The organism is Streptomyces sp. NPDC001514, assembly GCF_053597075.1.
Map to the genome: position 1 here is coordinate 488410 of NZ_JBSFHO010000001.1, position 13683 is coordinate 502092.

Annotated in this window: 9 protein-coding genes; 4 read left to right on the forward strand and 5 right to left on the reverse strand. The window is 70.7% G+C overall.

Going from position 1 to position 13683, the window contains the following annotated elements:
- Nucleotides 1-4 precede the first annotated feature (4 nt).
- From trxA to ACWCXB_RS02175, 3 genes are all read left to right on the forward strand, one after another.
- Entirely contained in the window at nt 5-337 is a 333-nt protein-coding gene (trxA, locus tag ACWCXB_RS02165; RefSeq protein WP_450718009.1) for a thioredoxin, read from the forward strand.
- A 39-nt stretch (nt 338-376) separates the two neighbouring features.
- Nucleotides 377-826, forward strand: coding sequence for a DUF4259 domain-containing protein (locus tag ACWCXB_RS02170; RefSeq protein ID WP_450718011.1), 450 nt, complete (start codon nt 377-379; stop codon nt 824-826).
- A gap of 151 nt (nt 827-977) precedes the next feature.
- On the forward strand, nt 978-3215 hold the full coding sequence (locus ACWCXB_RS02175) for a HelD family protein (RefSeq protein WP_450718013.1): 2238 nt from the start codon (nt 978-980) through the stop codon (nt 3213-3215).
- 154 nt (nt 3216-3369) lie between these two features.
- Here the strand turns inward: ACWCXB_RS02175 and glgB are convergent, their stop codons facing one another.
- The 5 genes from glgB to ACWCXB_RS02200 form a co-directional block, all read right to left on the reverse strand.
- A complete protein-coding gene (gene glgB, locus ACWCXB_RS02180; protein WP_450718204.1) occupies nt 3370-5520 on the reverse strand; it encodes a 1,4-alpha-glucan branching enzyme in 2151 nt (716 codons plus the stop codon).
- A gap of 335 nt (nt 5521-5855) precedes the next feature.
- Nucleotides 5856-7250 carry a maltokinase N-terminal cap-like domain-containing protein gene (locus ACWCXB_RS02185; RefSeq protein ID WP_450718015.1) on the reverse strand — a complete coding sequence of 465 codons (1395 nt, stop codon included), beginning with the start codon at nt 7248-7250 and terminating at the stop codon, nt 5856-5858.
- A 259-nt stretch (nt 7251-7509) separates the two neighbouring features.
- Nucleotides 7510-9279 carry a maltose alpha-D-glucosyltransferase gene (gene treS / locus ACWCXB_RS02190; protein ID WP_450718017.1) on the reverse strand — a complete coding sequence of 590 codons (1770 nt, stop codon included), beginning with the start codon at nt 9277-9279 and terminating at the stop codon, nt 7510-7512.
- Nucleotides 9276-11297: an alpha-1,4-glucan--maltose-1-phosphate maltosyltransferase gene (locus tag ACWCXB_RS02195; protein WP_450718019.1), complete on the reverse strand. Its 2022-nt coding sequence runs from the start codon at nt 11295-11297 to the stop codon at nt 9276-9278. The genes treS and ACWCXB_RS02195 overlap by 4 nt, the downstream gene beginning before the upstream one ends.
- A gap of 295 nt (nt 11298-11592) precedes the next feature.
- On the reverse strand, nt 11593-12540 hold the full coding sequence (locus ACWCXB_RS02200; protein ID WP_450718021.1) for an SDR family oxidoreductase: 948 nt from the start codon (nt 12538-12540) through the stop codon (nt 11593-11595).
- 116 nt (nt 12541-12656) lie between these two features.
- Here ACWCXB_RS02200 and ACWCXB_RS02205 point away from each other — a divergent pair, with 116 nt between their 5' ends.
- A complete protein-coding gene (locus ACWCXB_RS02205) occupies nt 12657-13610 on the forward strand; it encodes an AraC family transcriptional regulator (protein WP_450718023.1) in 954 nt (317 codons plus the stop codon).
- Nucleotides 13611-13683 lie beyond the last annotated feature (73 nt).

The window sequence follows — 13683 nt, forward strand, 5'->3', positions numbered from 1 at the left end:
ACGGATGATTCAGGCAGAAGGCGTCGCCGCGGTGACGGACGCGGACTTCGACACGGAGGTGCTGGGGGCGGATCGCCCGGTTCTGGTGGAGTTCACCGCCGACTGGTGCGGCCCGTGCCGCCAGCTCGCCCCGGTGCTCAGCGCGGTCGCCGCCGAGGAGGCCGACCGGCTCAAGGTCGTCCAGCTCGACGCCGACACGAACCCCGAGGTCACCCTGCGGTACGGGGTGCTGTCGATGCCGACGCTGATCGTCTTCCGCCACGGCGAGCCGGTGAAGTCGATGGTGGGGGCCCGGCCCAAGCGGAAGCTCCTGCAGGAGCTGGAGGACGTGCTCTGACAACCCCGGCACGGTCTGTTGTCGGTTCCGCCTGCCACGATGGAGGAGGTGATCGACAAGGAGCAGGGAGCCGGCATGGGTACGTGGGGCACGGGGCCTTTCGACAACGACGCGGCGGCGGACTTCGCGGGTGATCTCGACGACCTGGAGCCGGAGGCGAGGGCGGGGCACATACGGGCAGCGCTGCTCAAGGTCGTGGAGGAGCCGGAGTACGTCGAGGCGCCCGATGCGGACGAGGCGCTGGCCGCCGTGGCGCTCGTCGCGGCCGGGCTGCCGGGTGGGGAGCCTGTCGATCCCGTCTACGGTCCGGAGGAGCCCGTGCCGGCGCTGCCCGCGGATCTCCCGGCCTTGGGAGTGCGGGCCATCGACCGGATCCTCGCGCCCGAGTCGGAGCTCGCGGAGCTCTGGGGCGACGCGGACGACGCCGGTGATGCCGACGAATGGCGGGGCATCGTCGCGCGGCTGCGGTCCGTGCTCGCGGCGCGGTAAACCGGCCCCGAGCGCCCTGACGCAAACAGAAACCCCGGTCCGAATTGACGGCCGGGGTATTTCTTCGCGTATATTTAATAGTTCCGTGTTCGCCCACAACGCATTACACGGAGAAGTTCAATAAACGCACTCTATCGCGTCTGGAGCTGAATTGTCAACCGAAGAATTGCAACAGGAACAACAATTCGTCTCCCTCGTCCACGAGCGGCTCGACCAGCTCAGGGAGGAGGCCGAGGCCGCGGTCCAAGGCGCGGTCGGGCAGACCGGAAACGGGCGCCAGGCACGCGTGGAGCGCGATGTCGCCGTCATCGAGCACTCCGCGACGCTGGCCGCGCTGAACGCCGCCGACACCGGACTGGTCTTCGGGCGGATCGACCGGCGCGACGGAGTGGCGTACCACATCGGCCGCACCGGAATCCGGCGCGACGACGCCGAGCGGACGCCGCTTCTCATCGACTGGCGGGCGCGGGTCGCGCGGCCGTTCTATCTCGCGACCGGGTACGAGCCGATGGGCCTGCGCAGACGCCGGCACATCACCACGCAGGGGCGCATCGTCACGGCCCTGCACGACGAGATCATGGATCTCAACGACACCACCCGCACCGGGTACGAGTCGCACGACGCCGACGAAGTGCTGCTGGCCGCGCTCAACAGTGCCCGCACCGGACGCATGGCGGACATCGTCTCCACGATCCAGGCCGAGCAGGACCGCATCATCCGCGCCCCGCAGCGCGGCGTGCTCGTCGTCGAGGGCGGGCCCGGGACCGGGAAGACGGCGGTCGCGCTGCACCGGGCCGCCTATCTGCTGTATGCGCACCGGGAGCAGCTGTCCAAGCGGGCCGTGCTGATCGTCGGGCCCAACCCCGCCTTCCTGGGGTACATCGGCGAGGTCCTGCCCTCGCTCGGCGAGACGGGCGTGCTGCTGGCGACCGTCGGGGAGCTGTTCCCGGGTGTGCACGCCACCGGCACCGACACCCCCGCGGCCGCCGCCGTCAAGGGGCGGGCCGAGATGGCGGGCGTACTGGCCGAGGCCGTACGGGACCGGCAGCAGGTGCCCGAGAAGGGCGAGCCGATCGTCATCCCGCACGACGACGGGGAGCTGATGATCGACTGGGACATGGCCGTGGAGGCGCGGCACAAGGCCCGTGAGACCGGGCTTCCGCACAATCTCGCCCTGCCCACCTTCGCCTTCCGGATCATCGACGACCTCACCACCCAGCTCGCCGACCGCATCGGCGCCGATCCCTACGGCGGCCCGAACTTCCTCGGCCCCGATGACATCGCCCTGCTCGGCAAGGCGATCGCCGCAAGCGCCGATGTGCACGCCGCCATCCTGTCCCTGTGGCCCCCGCTCACCCCGCAGGAGTTCCTCGCGGACTACCTCGAGGACCCGGACCATCTCGACGGGGACGACGCCGAGCTGATCAGGCGCGCCAAGGGGGCACCGTGGACCGCCGCGGACGTCCCCCTCCTCGACGAAGCCGCCGAACTCCTCGGCGAGGACGACTCCGCAGCCCGCGCCGCCGCCGAGGCCGAGCGGGAGCGGCGGATCGCGTACGCACAGGGCGTCCTCGACGTCTCGTACGCCTCCCGCACCTACGAGTTCGAGGACAAGGAGGAGGTCGACAAGGAGGCGTCGGAGGTCCTCGCCGCGCACGACATCATCGACGCCGAACGGTTCGCGGAGCGCCACGAGGAGGCCGACCACCGCAGCGCCGCGGAGCGCGCCGCAGCCGACCGGACCTGGGCCTTCGGGCACATCATCGTCGACGAGGCGCAGGAGCTGTCGGCCATGGCCTGGCGGCTGCTGATGCGACGCATCCCGACCCGCTCGATGACCTTGGTCGGCGACCCCGCACAGACCGGCGACATCGCCGGCTGCGGCTCCTGGCAGGAGATCCTCGAACCGTACGTCGGCGACCGCTGGGAGCACGCCAGACTCGGCGTCAACTACCGTACGCCCGCCGAGATCATGGAGCTTGCGGCCGCCGCCCGCCGCGCCACGTACCCGGGCTTCCGGCCGCCGCGCTCGGTGCGTTCGACGGGCGTCGGACCGTGGACCGCGCGGGCGGACGAGGGCGGACTCGCGGGTACGGTCCTGGCCGCGGTCGCCCGCGAGACCCCGCGGGAAGGCCGCCTGGCCGTGATCGCCCCGCGCGAGCTCCACGGCGAACTCGCCGCGCTGGGCGGCGGTCCCGTCGATCTGACCCGGCCCGTCGTCCTGCTCGACCCCCGACAGGCCAAGGGCCTCGAATTCGACTCGGTGATCGTCGTCGAGCCGGCCCGGTTCGGGGACAGCGACCTGTACGTGGCGCTGACCCGGGCCACCCAGCGCCTGGGCCTCGTCCACATCGGCGAGCTGCCCGCGGCGCTCAGCCCGACGGGATGAAACAGATGGCGGGGCGACGGCCGGTCGGGGGGAGGACCCGCCCGGCCGACGTCGCCCCGCCGCCCGTCACGCCGCTGTCAGGCAGCGTCACGCCGCTGTCAGGCCGCGTCGCGCCGCCCGAAAGGCCCGCGTCGCGCTGCCGCCCCGCCGACCGTCAGGCCGGCTTCAACCACACCGTCGCCAGCGGCGGCAACGTGAGCTGGACGCTCGTCCGGTGGCCATGGGCGGCGACGGACTCCGGCTTCAGCGGCTCCGCGTTGAGGACGTCGCTGCCGCCGTACCGTGCCGCGTCCGTGTTCAGCACCTCCGTCCAGGCGGGCACCTCCGGTGGAACGCCCAGCCGGTACTCGTGCCGTACCACCGGCGAGAAGTTGGAGACCGCCAGCAGCGGGGCCCCCTGCGCGCCGAAGCGCAGGAAGGCGAAGACGTTGTCCTCAGCGGCTCCGCCGTCGACCCAGGCGAAGCCCTCGGGGACGGTGTCACGCTGCCACAGCGCGGGCGTCACCGCGTACACCGCGTTCAGCTCACGCACCAGATCCCGGACGCCCCGGTGGTCGGGCTCGGCCTCGTACGAGGGATCCAGCAGCCACCAGTCAGGACCGTGGCCCTCCGACCACTCCGCGCCCTGGGCGAACTCCTGCCCCATGAAGAGGAGTTGCTTGCCCGGGTGTGCCCACATGAAGCCGAGATAGGCCCGGTGGTTGGCGCGCTGCTGCCACCAGTCGCCGGGCATCTTCGACACGAGCGCCCGCTTGCCGTGCACGACCTCGTCGTGCGAGATCGGCAGGACGTAGTTCTCGCTGTACGCGTACACCATCGAGAAGGTCATCTCGTTGTGGTGGAACTTGCGGTGCACCGGCTCGTGCTCGACGTAACCGAGCGAGTCGTGCATCCAGCCCATGTTCCACTTCAGGCCGAAGCCGAGACCGCCGAAGCCGCCCGGGCCGACATGGTGGGTGGCCCGGGTGACGCCGTCCCAGGCCGTGGACTCCTCGGCGATCGTCACGACCCCGGGGCAGCGCCGGTAGACGGTCGCGTTCATCTCCTGCAGGAAGGCGACGGCGTCCAGGTTCTCCCGGCCGCCGTGCTCGTTGGGAGTCCAGTCGCCGTGCTCGCGCGAGTAGTCGAGGTAGAGCATGGAGGCGACCGCGTCCACCCGCAGCCCGTCGATGTGGAACTCCTCGCACCAGTAGACCGCGTTGGCGACGAGGAAGTTACGGACCTCCTTGCGGCCGTAGTCGAATTCGAGGGTGCCCCAGTCGGGGTGCGCGGCCCTGGCCGGGTCGGAATGCTCGTACAGCGGGCGTCCGTCGAACTCCGCCAGCGCCCAGTCGTCGCGCGGGAAGTGCGCCGGGACCCAGTCCATGATCACCCCGATGCCGGCCCGGTGCAGGGCGTCGATCAGGTGGCGGAAGTCGTCGGGGGTGCCCATCCGGGCCGTCGGAGCGTAGAAGCCGGTGACCTGGTAGCCCCAGGAACCGCCGAAGGGATGCTCGGCGACCGGCATCAGCTCCACATGGGTGAACCCCAAGTCGCGTACGTAGAGCGGAAGTTGTGCTGCAAGCTGGCGATACGTCAGCCCCGGGCGCCAGGAGGGAAGATGCACCTCGTAGACCGAGAACGGGGCCTCGTGCACCGGGCGGTCGGCGCGGTGCGCCATCCACTCCTCGTCGCGCCACACATGGTGGGACTCCGTGACGATCGAGGCGTTCGCGGGCGGCGCCTCGGTGCGGCGGGCCATGGGGTCGGCGCGGACCGTGTGCGAGCCGTCGGGGCGGGTGATGTCGAACTTGTACAGCGCCCCCTCGCCGACCCCGGGCACGAACAGCTCCCACACCCCGGACGAGCCGAGCGAGCGCAGCGGGTGGGCGGTGCCGTCCCAGTAGTTGAAGTCCCCGATGACCCTGACCCCGCGGGCGTTCGGCGCCCAGACCGTGAAACGGGTGCCGGTCACGCCCTGGTGGGTCATCGGGCGGGCGCCGAGGGTCTGCCACAGCTCCTCGTGCCGGCCCTCGCCGATCAGATGCAGATCGAGCTCACCGAGCGCGGGCAGGAAGCGGTACGGATCCGCGAACTCGACCGTCGCGTCCTCGTAGGTGACCTGGAGCGAGTACTCCGGCTCCTTGCGCATCGGCAGCACGCCCGAGAAGAACCCGTCGCCGTCCTCGTGCAGCTCCGCGCGCAGCCCCTTGGCCAGCACCGTCACCGACAGCGCGTGGGGGCGCAGCACCCGGAAGACGACCCCGCCGCGCATCGAGTGGGCGCCGAGCAGCGCGTGCGGATCGTGGTGCGAGCCGCTGAGCAGCCGCTCACGGTCGGCGTCGTCGAGCGGTTTCGCGGGGCGTACGCCGTGGCTGGCCCCGGACGCCTTCCGCGTCTCGGTCGCGCTTGTGCTCGCCGTGCTCGCCGCGTTCGTCGGGTTCGCCGCGTTCGCCGCGCGGCGGGTCGGCGGGCTCTCGGCGGATGCCCGGGACTCCCGGGCTGTCCTGGCGCGGGGTGAAGGTCGGTCGTCGGGCGGCTGGGCGGACGGGGTGCGGGGGGTCACGGGGGCGGCCTCCTCGAAGGGGTGTCAACTGTGGGAGCGGGGACACGGCCGAAGGCCGTACGGGGGTGTGGGGCGAAGTCCCCGGTCACGGGGTGTCAGCGCGCCGGGCCGGCGAGGCGTCGGATCGCCGACATCGGCACCGGGAGCCAGTCCGGGCGGTGCCGGGCCTCGTAGACGACCTCGTACACCGCCTTGTCCGTCTCGTAGGCGCGCAGCAGCTCCGGCTCGGCCCGGGGGTCGGTGCCCGAGGCCTCGGCGTAGCCCTCGCAGTACGCGGCACGGCAGCGCGCCGCCCAGACCGGGTTCCAGGGGCGGTGCGAGCGGGCCGCGTAGTCGAAGGAACGGAGTATCCCCGCGATGTCGCGGACCGGCGGCTGCATCCGGCGGCGCTCGAGGAGCGGGCGCGCGGGCTCGCCCTCGAAGTCGATGACCGACCAGTCCCCGTCGGGGGTGCGCAGGGTCTGGCCGAGGTGCAGATCGCCGTGGATGCGCTGGGCGCGTCCGCCGCCGTCGAGGTCCGCTTCGGCGATCGCGTCGAAGGCGGCCCGCAGTCCGCGTACGTACGGCAGCAGGGCGGGCACGGCCCGGACCGCCGCGTCGAGCCGCTCGTTCATGGCGGTCGCCAGATGCTCGGTCTGCGCCCGGCTCAGCGTCATCGTCGGCAGCGCCGCGGCCAGCGCGGTGTGCACCTCCGCCGTCGCCTGCCCGAGCGCGTGCGCGTCCGCGGTGAAGTCGCGGTCGGCGGCGAGCGCCTTCAGCGCCAGCTGCCAGCCGTCCTGGGTGCCGCGCAGAAACGGCTGGAGGACGCCCAGCGTCGCGGGCTCGGGCGTGGCCGACTCGTACCAGGCGACGGGCGCGGGCACCCGGTCGCAACCCGCCCGGGCGAGGGCGAGCGGCAGCTCCAGATCGGGGTTGGTGCCCGGGTACACCCTGCGGAAGATCTTGAGGATGTACGAATTGCCGTACACGAGCGAGGAGTTGGACTGCTCGGCATCCAGGATGCGGGCGGGCAGCCCGCCCAGCACGGGTTCGGTGCGGTCGAAGCGGAGCGTGCCGAACCGGCCGGGAGTGCGCAGTCGCTCCAGGAGCAGTGCGGCGAGCCGGGGGTCGTGCAGGCCCTCGTAGACGGTCCGGCCGGCCAGTGGGCCGTCCGCGACCCGGCCGATCAGCGCGGTCGCGAGGTGGGGCGGCAGTGTGGTCCGTACGCCGAGCAGAAGCTGGTAGCAGTCGGCTGCCTGGCCGCCGTCCCGTTTGCCTCCCGTGCCCTTCGCGCCTGCCGGGCCCGGCTGCTGGACGCGGACGAGCATGTGCAGCAGACCGGGTCCTGCCGAGTCGACCGGCAGCAGCTCGGCCGCCGAGACCAGCGAGAAGCCGGCGACCGGGCGTCCCTTGCCCGCGAACCAGCGCTGCCGGGGCAGCCATTGGTGCAGCAGCGGTGTGAGCGAGGGGAGCAGTGCCACCGGGGTCCGGGTGGATGCAGCCTCCGACATGGCATCGCGTCCTTTCCCCGGGCACACCACAGGATGCGAAGAGTGTCCCGGATTGTGGCAAATATAGCTGTCCGGGCAGTGCGTGGGGGTCCCTCCGCCGCAGGCAGGGGGAGTGTCGGGTGAGGATGGTCCGTACGGCCTCGGACAAGCCTCGACCCGAGCCTCGGTACGAGTCCCGACATGAGCCTCGATATGAGGGGGAGCGTGCCCCGTGCGGGGCAGTGACAACCGCCCCGCACCCGACATGGCATGTGCCGGATTACCTCCGCTTCGGCGCGGGCTTGCGCGCGGAGTCCTTCCGGACGGCCCCGTTCACCACGGCCTCGGTGGCCACGGCCTCCTTGCGCAGCCGGAACCAGTAGAAGCCGTGGCCCGCCAGCGTCAGCAGATACGGCCACTCACCGATCGCCGGGAAGCGCACCCCGCCGATCAGCTCCACCGGATGACGGCCGTTGTACCTCCGCAGATCCAGCTCCGTCGGCTGCGCGAACCGCGAGAAGTTGTTCACGCACAGCACCAGATCGTCCTTGTACTCCCGCAGGAACGCGAGCACGGCCGGGTTCGACGACGGCAGTTCGGTGAACGAGCCGAGCCCGAAGGCGCGATTCTGCTTACGGATCTCGATCATCCGCCGGGTCCAGTGCAGCAGCGACGACGGCGACGCCATCGACGCCTCGACATTGGTGACCTGGTAGCCGTAGACCGGATCCATGATGGTCGGCAGATAAAGCCGGCCCGGATCGCACGAGGAGAAACCGGCGTTGCGGTCCGGCGTCCACTGCATCGGGGTCCGTACGGCGTCGCGGTCGCCGAGCCAGATGTTGTCGCCCATCCCGATCTCGTCGCCGTAGTACAGGATGGGCGAGCCCGGCAGGGACAGCAGCAGTGCCGTGAACAACTCGATCTGGTTCCGGTCGTTGTCGAGCAGCGGCGCGAGGCGGCGCCGGATGCCGATGTTGGCGCGCATCCGCGGATCCTTGGCGTACTCCGCGTACATGTAGTCGCGTTCCTCGTCGGTGACCATTTCGAGGGTCAGCTCGTCGTGGTTGCGCAGGAAGATGCCCCACTGGCAGTTCTCCGGGATCTCCGGGGTCTTGGCCAGGATTTCGGACACCGGATAGCGGGACTCCCGCCGCACGGCCATGAAGATCCGGGGCATCACCGGGAAGTGGAACGCCATATGGCACTCGTCGCCGCCCGCCGGGAAGTCGCCGAAGTAGTCGACGACGTCCTCGGGCCACTGGTTGGCCTCGGCCAGCAGCACCGTGTCCGGGTAATGGGCGTCGATCTCCTTGCGGACGCGCTTGAGGAAGTCGTGCGTCGCCGGAAGGTTTTCGCAGTTGGTGCCCTCCTCCTGGTACAGGTAGGGCACGGCGTCCAGCCGGAATCCGTCGATGCCGAGGTCCAGCCAGAAGCGCAGCGCGGAGATGATCTCCTCCTGCACCGACGGGTTCTCGTAGTTGAGGTCCGGCTGGTGGGAGAAGAAGCGGTGCCAGTAGTACTGCTTGCGGACCGGGTCGAAGGTCCAGTTGGAGGTCTCCGTGTCGACGAAGATGATCCGCGCGTCCTGGAACTGCTTGTCGTCGTCGGCCCAGACGTAGTAGTCGCCGTACGGGCCGTCCGGATCCTTGCGGGACTCCTGGAACCACGGGTGCTGATCGCTGGTGTGGTTCATGACGAAGTCGATGATGACCCGCATACCGCGCTGGTGCGCGGCGTCGACGAACTCGACGAAGTCGGCGAGATCGCCGAAGTCGGGGAGCACGGACGTGTAGTCGGAGACGTCGTAACCGCCGTCGCGGAGCGGGGACTTGAAGAACGGCGGAAGCCACAGACAGTCGACGCCCAGCCACTGCAGATAGTCCAGCTTGGTGGTGATGCCCTTCAGGTCACCGATGCCGTCGCCGTTGCTGTCCTGGAAGGACCGTACGAGCACCTCGTAGAACACGGCGCGTTTGAACCAGTCGGGATCCCGGTCCTTGGCGGGAGTGTCCTCGAAGAGGTCGTGGACGGGCTCGTTGACGATCATGATGTGGGTGACCCTCCGATCGGCGGGGACGGTCGCAGGACCACGATGTGCGCAGGCATGACGCCCGGCTCGAGGCGCACATAGGCGGCCCTGCCCCAGTGATAGGTCTCTCCGGTGAGCTCGTCGCGCACCGGTACGGTCTCGTGCCAGTCGAGGCCGAGCGCCGGCATGTCCAACGAGACCGTGGCCTCCTGGGTGTGGTGGGGGTCGAGGTTGACGACCATCAGGACGACATCCGGTCCCGAGCGCTTGCTGTAGGCGATCACCGCCTCGTTGTCCACGCGGTGGAAGTGGAGGTTCCGCAGCTGCTGGAGTGCCGGATGGCGGCGCCTGATCCGGTTGAGGGCGGTGATCAGCGGGGCGATGGTGCGCCCCTCGCGTTCCGCCGACTCCCAGTCCCGGGGCCTCAGTTGGTACTTCTCCGAGTTCAGGTACTCCTCGCTGCCCGGCTTCAGCGGGGTGTTCTCGCACAGCTCGTACCCGGCGTAGACACCCCACGTCGGCGACAGCGTCGCGGCGAGTACGGCCCGCGCCTCGAAGGCGGGGCGGCCGCCGTCCTGGAGGTAGGCGTGCAGGATGTCCGGGGTGTTCACGAAGAGGTTGGGACGCATGTACGCGGCCGCGTCGCCGGACAGCTCCGTCAGATACTCCGTCAGCTCGTGCTTGGTGTTGCGCCAGGTGAAGTACGTGTACGACTGCTGGAAGCCGATCGCGGCGAGGGTGTGCATCATCGCGGGGCGCGTGAAGGCCTCGGCCAGGAAGATCACATCCGGGTCGGTGCGGTTGATCTCGCCGATCACCGTCTCCCAGAAGACGACCGGCTTGGTGTGCGGATTGTCGACACGGAAGATGCGCACACCATGGCCCATCCAGTGCCGCAGCACCCGCACGGTCTCCTTGACCAGCCCCTTCATGTCCTTGTCGAAGGCGATCGGATAGATGTCCTGGTACTTCTTGGGCGGGTTCTCGGCGTAGGCGATCGTGCCGTCCGCGCGGTGGTGGAACCACTCGGGGTGCTTCTCCACCCACGGATGGTCCGGCGAGCACTGCAGCGCGAAGTCGAGCGCGACCTCAATCCGCAGGTCCCGTGCGCAGCGCACGAACTCGTCGAAGTCGTCCAGCGTGCCGAGGTCCGGGTGGACCGCGTCGTGGCCGCCCTCGGGCGAGCCGATCGCCCAGGGGACGCCCACGTCGTGGCGGCCGGCCTCGAGCGTGTTGTCGGGGCCCTTGCGGAAGGTGCTGCCGATGGGGTGGACGGGCGGCAGATAGACGACGTCGAAGCCCATCGCGGCGACGGCGGGAAGCCGCTGCGCGGCCGTCCTGAACGTGCCGGAGACCGGCTTGCCCCGCTTGACCGAGGCCCCCTCGGAGCGCGGGAAGAACTCGTACCAGGAGCCGAACAGCGCACGGGTGCGCTCGACCTGGAGCGGCAACGGGGGCGAGGCGGTGACCAGTTCGCGCAGCGGATGCCGGCCGAGCGCGGCGACCGCCTCCGGGGCGAGCGCGGCGGCCAGCCGGTCTGCGGGCGTCCGCGCCTCGTCGCGCAGCGCGTCCGCGGCGGCGAGCACCGCCTCCCGGCCGTCCTTCTTCGGTACGCCCGCGGCGGCGCGCTCATGGAGTTCGGCGCCCTCGGCGAGCACCAGCGCGGTGTCGATACCGGCCGGGATCTTGATACCGGCGTGGTGGCGCCAGGTGGCCACCGGATCGCTCCACGCCTCGACGCAGTACGTCCAGTGCCCCTCGGCGTCGGGAGTCACATCGGCCCCCCAGCGGTCCGTGCCGGGCGCGAGCTCCCGCATCGGCGTCCAGGGGCCGGGCCGCCCGCTGGGGTCGCGCAGGACGACATTGGCGGCCACCGCGTCATGGCCTTCTCGGAAGACGGTGGCGGAGATCCGGAAGGTCTCGCCGGCCACCGCCTTCGCGGGCCTTCTGCCGCAGTCGACGAGCGGGCGTACGTCCAGGACGGGAATGCGGCCAATCTGCGGGTTCACGGCATCACCTGGTGACTGTGCGGGCATGGCGGGTTGAGCAGGCGGATCCGCTGCGCGGGGTGTGGGTGTTCTTTGTAACTGCTCCGTCGACGACTGGCGGGCTGCGGGCATGGCCGCTCCTGTCCGCGTTCACTCGAATAGCTGCGTGTGGATGCGTGCGCGCCGGTGGGTACCGGGGGAGCCTTCCCACTCAGTGCCGGGGGGCAATCCGGTGCTTCGTTAACTACTGGGAGGTAGTGGGGCGGACAAGGTTCCGCGCGCCCCCGAACGGCAATCTGCCCGGTACCGGGTGCTCCCGGTACCGGGCAGACAGCCATGACCGTCAGCCCTGGGACGGCGTGTTCGTCCCGGCGTCCGACCAGACCTGCCAGGGCTGTCGGGACACCCATTCGTCGACCGGAGCGGGCTTGAGCGAGAGGGTCTGCGCGGACGTGCCGCCGTCGTCCGCCATCAGCTGCGGGCTCGCTCCGCTCGCCATGTAGTGGTAGATGCCGGCCACCCCCGCCGCCGCGTCCGCGCCGATGACCTGGGCGAGGCCCTGCTCGAAGACATCGGCCGGCAGCGGCACGTAGCGGACTTCGCGCCCGAGCCCCTTGCCGAACGCCGCCGCGAGTTCGGCGCCCGTGACCGTACGCGCGCCGCCGATGTCGTACGTACGGCCCGCCGCACCCGCCACCGTGAGCGCCGCGTACACCGCCTCCGCCAGGTCGCGGTGCGAGAGCCAGGCGACCGGCGTGTCCGCGGGCAGCGGATACGCCAGGACGCCCTCCTTCACGAGGGCCGGTCCGTTCCACGGGCTGAAGAGGTTGTCCAGATAGACCGGAGGCCGCAGCACCACCAGCTCGACGGAGCTGTCCCGCAGCCCTTCGCGGAGCACCGACTCGGCCAGCCGCCGGGTCTCGAACGCCGCCACGTTCGTGGTCTCGTCCGGGACGCGCGTGTTGGCGTTGTAGACCAGCCGGGCGATCCCGGCCGCCGCCGCGCCCTCGGCCAGGTTCCGCGCGTACGTCCGGACCTTCTCCGGGTCGTACTCCAGCGGCATCACCACCGAGGCGTGCGTGGCCCCGTCGAAGAGCTGACGTACGTGGTGAGGGTTCGCCAGATCCCCCTGGGCGAAAGCGACGCCCGCGATCTCGGGGCGGTCCGCCCCGGGCCTGCGGGTCAGGGTGCGGACCCGGTGGCCGCGCTCCGCGAGGAGCCGGGCGACGGCGCCGCCCTGGAAGCCGGTCGCCCCCACGACCGCTACCCGCATCGGAATGTGATCGGACATGTGTCTGAAGTGCCCTTCGATAGGGTGTGACTGTTGCCGTTACGGCGTTTCCAGGCTGGCGGCGGCGGGTTCGGCCGATCAATTAACAAACCGGGGGGGAGGTTGAAGGATCGTCCATGGAAGCCACCGATGCGCAGAGCGACGACCTCCTCAGTGAGCTGCTGAAACCGCTCCGCCTCACCGGCGTCTTCGACAGCCGGTGGCATGTCAGCGCACCATGGGCCATCGAGGGCGATGCCGAGCAGAGCTGCGCCGTGCTGCACTACATCGTCGAGGGCGGCTGCTGGATCAGCGGCGAGGGCCAGACCCCGCTGGAGCTGCACGCCGGAGACCTCGCCGTGTTTCCCACGGGCACCGCTCACCGGCTCTCCGACCGCCCCGACCGCCAGGGCGTCCCGCTCAGGGCCGTACTGCCCGAGCGTCAGCCGGGCACCTCGGGCGAGATCCGTATCGACGGCGAAGGCCCCGCGAGCCGGCTCCTGTGCGCGGGACTGCACTACGACGCCGGCGCCGCCACCGGCCTGTACAAGGCGCTGCCCTGGGTGCTCGTGCTCGACGGCTCCCAGGTCGCCAAGGAGCCCCTGCTGCGCGACACGTTGCGCCTGCTCGCCTCGCCCGAGCGGCCGGTGGGCCCCGGCGACCGGCTGATCACCCTGCGGGCCTTCGAAATGGCGCTGGTGCTGGCGCTGCGGCCGCTGTTGAGGGAGCTCGCGGACAATCCCGCCGCGCTGCCCGTGCTCAGGCATCCGGGCATCAGCAAGGCGCTGGTGATCGTCGCGACCCGGTTCGCGGAGCCATGGACCATCGAGTCGCTCGCCCGCGCGGTGGGGATGTCCCGCTCGGCCTTCACCGCGGCGTTCCGCGAGCTCGTCGGCGAGGCGCCGGCCCGGCATCTGACGGGACGGCGGATGCAGGAGGCCGCGCGGCTGCTGGGCGAGACGTCACTGCCGCAGTCGGCGGTGCCGCAGCGGGTCGGCTACCAGAGCTCCGTCGGCTTCCACCTCGCGTTCCGCAAATGGTTCGGCAAGACCCCCGGCGAGTACCGCAGCGCCTCCGTCAGTGCCGCGTAACGCGCATAGACGAACGCCCATGAACGCCCATGGGCGACGGGCCGCCGACTGGCCGGTTCTTAATGACCGCTGG

Coding starts and splice junctions, on each gene's coding strand:
- trxA (WP_450718009.1), top strand. CDS start 5: ATGATTCAGGCAGAAGGCGTCGCCGCGGTGACGGACGCGGACTTCGAC.
- ACWCXB_RS02170 (WP_450718011.1), top strand. CDS start 377: ATGGAGGAGGTGATCGACAAGGAGCAGGGAGCCGGCATGGGTACGTGG.
- ACWCXB_RS02185 (WP_450718015.1), bottom strand. CDS start 7,250: ATGTCGGAGGCTGCATCCACCCGGACCCCGGTGGCACTGCTCCCCTCG.
- treS (WP_450718017.1), bottom strand. CDS start 9,279: ATGATCGTCAACGAGCCCGTCCACGACCTCTTCGAGGACACTCCCGCC.
- ACWCXB_RS02195 (WP_450718019.1), bottom strand. CDS start 11,297: ATGCCCGCACAGTCACCAGGTGATGCCGTGAACCCGCAGATTGGCCGC.
- ACWCXB_RS02200 (WP_450718021.1), bottom strand. CDS start 12,540: ATGTCCGATCACATTCCGATGCGGGTAGCGGTCGTGGGGGCGACCGGC.
- ACWCXB_RS02205 (WP_450718023.1), top strand. CDS start 12,657: ATGGAAGCCACCGATGCGCAGAGCGACGACCTCCTCAGTGAGCTGCTG.